Here is a 2,916-nt window from a genome sequence, read left to right as displayed (position 1 = left end):
CCCAATGCCATTAAGTTAAGGACTTGAAGGCTTTACTTTTACAGGAAATCATTGTTGCATTATGCCTGTAAACATTAAAATCATTAACGACCTAAAAATTTTTATTACCCAGTCAGCTACTCAAACAGAGCTAAGGGCATTATTCACACACTCAAAAACAGATTTCTCCCGCGATAGAAAGTTAGGGTTTGAGCGGTTAGTTCTTTTATTAATAAATTTTTTCCGTAGGAGTTACAGTATTGAAATCGCTGAATTTTATAATTGGTTAGAAATAGATGAGCTAACAGTAAGCAAATCAGCTTTCTGTCAGCAACGAATGAAAATCAAAGATTTATTCTTTGCTTGCCTCAATGAAGTTTTAGTACAAAGTTTTTATGAGCATTATGGACAAAATATTAAGCGCTGGAATGGAATGCGGGTCATTGCCGTAGACGGATCGATAATAAACCTAATTCATTACGATGAAGTCATTAATCATTTTGGAACTCAAAGTAATAAAAGCGATAAGAAATTTCCAATGGGACAGGCACTATCTGCTTATGATATATTGAATGGAATTGCAATAAGGGCCGAACTTTATCCTGTGAAAATATCCGAACAAAGAATGGCGCAACATTGGGTGCAATATTATGAATCTGATATGTTGTTAATCTATGATCGTGGTTATCCTGGCTTTATCAGTTTCTTTCTTCACGAGAATAAAGAACAACCACAACCCTATATTATGCGCTGCCCTTTAAGGTTTACATACGAGATAAGAGACTTCGTTATTAGTAACGATACCGACACAATGGTTTCATTCAGAGCGAATAAGTATTCATCAGATGAGCTATACAAACAAGGATTCTTTGTTCCAATAGGTTCAACTATTAATGTTCGGTTGATTAAGGTTATCCTTGACGATGGTACAATAGAAGTATTGGCAACCAACCTGTTCAATCAAACAGACCACCCACAAGGAATTTTCAAAGAGTTGTATTTTATGCGATGGGGCATTGAGACCAACTTTAGCTCAATTAAAAATCAATTGCAATTGGAAGCTTTTAGCGGACAGAGAGTTACGACCATTATGCAAGATTTCTATATTACTTTCTTCCTATCTAATTTCCAGGCTATCATTGCAAAACCATGTGAAAAAGAAATAGCCTTAATTACTTCAAAACGTGTACATCAATATAAAATCAATAAGAACATTGCCTATGGAATAATGAAAAACAGGTTGATAGACTTGTTTATACATCGAAATCCTGAAAAGATCCTACGTCATCTTGAAGAATTATTTATTCATTACCTCGAACCAGTGAGGCCTAATCGAAAATATCCACATTCTAGAAAAAACAATAAGTCGAGAAGTAAATACGAGGCATTAACGAATTATAAAAGGGCAATTTAATCCCTAATTTTATGTCAATGGACAAAGTTTGTTTGCATCTAATCCGTTAGGTTCAGTTAACAAATTGCTAACTTTCTAAATATTTCAGATTTTCTTCAAGCGATTTTAACTTTTTAAAGAATTTGACTTTGTAATACCAGTGACCACCAATAAGTGATATTGAAGTTGCAAGTGCACAAGTTATAAAAATGGTTTGTAGGGACGGGTGCCAGTAAGGCAAGAATAGTTTAATAACAGCATAAAAGTATGCAGGATATAAAAACAGATAAATAATGTTAAACATCAAATAAAATCTTCTGAAGGCTGAAATGGTCTGTTTAAGGGTTACCATCACATTGTCACCACTGTATATAGTAAAAATTTGTTCCTGCCTTTTAAAAACCCAAATAGTTACAATACAGTAAATTACCATTATGGTTAAATATGCAACTGACTCCAGAATGCCAGCAATTCTGTGCAGATAAATACCTTTTATTAACATGATTAGCGATACTACTGCTAGCATACCCAATAATATTTGGTTTGTAGCGGTTCCAAATTTTTTCCAATAAGCACTTTTCGAGTGCAGGTGTCCTAGTGTGTCTGTGGTATTCATAATAATTTGTTTTAATTTTTCTGATGGAATCTTCTGTTGTTGAAATTCATTATCCTGGATAGTCTTCCAGTGCGCTTTAAACTCGTCCAGTTCCATATTATCCGTTATTTACAATTGTTTTTAATTTCGTACGTATCTTATTCAGGTTAAAACCTACGTTTGATTCTGATAAACCTATTACATCGGCAATTTCTTTATAGCTATAATCATCCATATACAGCATGGTAATTGCCCGTTCCACTTCTGTTAGATTTTTGATGGCTGAATACATTTGTAACACCTGTTGATTTTCTTCCGTATTGTCTATAGCAGATATATTAAAAGCACTATCGTCAAGCGCAGCAAATTTTTCGCGTTTGGTTTCTTTCCGAAGCCGCGTTATTGCATTGTTAAGTGCTATTCTGTAAACCCATGTTGAAACTTTTGAGTTGCCATTAAATGAGCCATAGGCTCGCCAAAGCTGTAATATGATGTCCTGAAAAAGGTCTTCTTTATCCTCCCGGCTATTGCAATACATGTTGCAAACCTTTAGAATCAGGCCTTGGTTATTAGTTATTAATAAAATAAACTGGTCTTTCAATTAATGATATTTATACAATTAGTCGCATGAGATTGGAAAACCTTAGCAGATGTTAAAATTAATTTTTTTAAGCAGTTATGTAGCTTATTTAAAAGGACCATATTATTTTATCCACCTTTTAAGTCGTTTAGAAAAACTCTTCGATGCCATCCAATTATCAAGACAGTCATTTACCAATTAAAATGCCTATTAGGAAAACACAACCCTAATCTCTCCAAAAAGCTGGCAGCTCCATCTAAATCCTTCCCGGTTGGGAGGACTTGAAAAAAGTGCGAAGCTAAAGTCTCCGTTCTCTGGAGATTTAGAGGGGGCTTTATGCTGAGGGGTTCCTTAACTTAATGACATTGG

The 2,916-nt window shown here is 34.4% G+C and carries 4 protein-coding genes; 2 read left to right on the top strand and 2 right to left on the bottom strand.

Annotation, left to right across the window (positions count from 1 at the left end; translation table 11 throughout):
• Positions 1-61 precede the first annotated feature (61 nt).
• Complete coding sequence (locus ACVWYG_RS19150; protein WP_128536077.1) at positions 62-1,393, top strand: IS4 family transposase; 1,332 nt, start codon at positions 62-64, stop codon at positions 1,391-1,393.
• 67 nt (positions 1,394-1,460) lie between these two features.
• Here the strand turns inward: ACVWYG_RS19150 and ACVWYG_RS19145 are convergent, their stop codons facing one another.
• Together ACVWYG_RS19145 and ACVWYG_RS19140 are read right to left on the bottom strand one after the other, a co-directional pair.
• Positions 1,461-2,084 carry a hypothetical protein gene (locus tag ACVWYG_RS19145; protein ID WP_128536076.1) on the bottom strand — a complete coding sequence of 208 codons (624 nt, stop codon included), beginning with the start codon at positions 2,082-2,084 and terminating at the stop codon, positions 1,461-1,463.
• A 1-nt stretch (position 2,085) separates the two neighbouring features.
• Entirely contained in the window at positions 2,086-2,568 is a 483-nt protein-coding gene (locus ACVWYG_RS19140; protein WP_243837346.1) for an RNA polymerase sigma factor, read from the bottom strand.
• Positions 2,569-2,617: 49 nt separating this feature from the next.
• Here ACVWYG_RS19140 and ACVWYG_RS19135 point away from each other — a divergent pair, with 49 nt between their 5' ends.
• Positions 2,618-2,749: a hypothetical protein gene (locus tag ACVWYG_RS19135; RefSeq protein WP_457272657.1), complete on the top strand. Its 132-nt coding sequence runs from the start codon at positions 2,618-2,620 to the stop codon at positions 2,747-2,749.
• The last annotated feature ends 167 nt before the right edge of the window (positions 2,750-2,916 follow it).

The organism is Pedobacter sp. UYEF25 (assembly GCF_054061655.1).
The sequence above is the reverse complement of the archived record's forward strand: the minus strand, read 5'-3'. Positions and strand labels throughout refer to the sequence as shown.

What these genes read in the sequence shown, in the direction of transcription:
- ACVWYG_RS19150 (WP_128536077.1), top strand. Translation starts at nt 62, where the DNA reads ATGCCTGTAAACATTAAAATCATTAACGACCTAAAAATTTTTATTACC.
- ACVWYG_RS19145 (WP_128536076.1), bottom strand. Translation starts at nt 2,084, where the DNA reads ATGGAACTGGACGAGTTTAAAGCGCACTGGAAGACTATCCAGGATAAT.
- ACVWYG_RS19135 (WP_457272657.1), top strand. Translation starts at nt 2,618, where the DNA reads ATGTTAAAATTAATTTTTTTAAGCAGTTATGTAGCTTATTTAAAAGGA.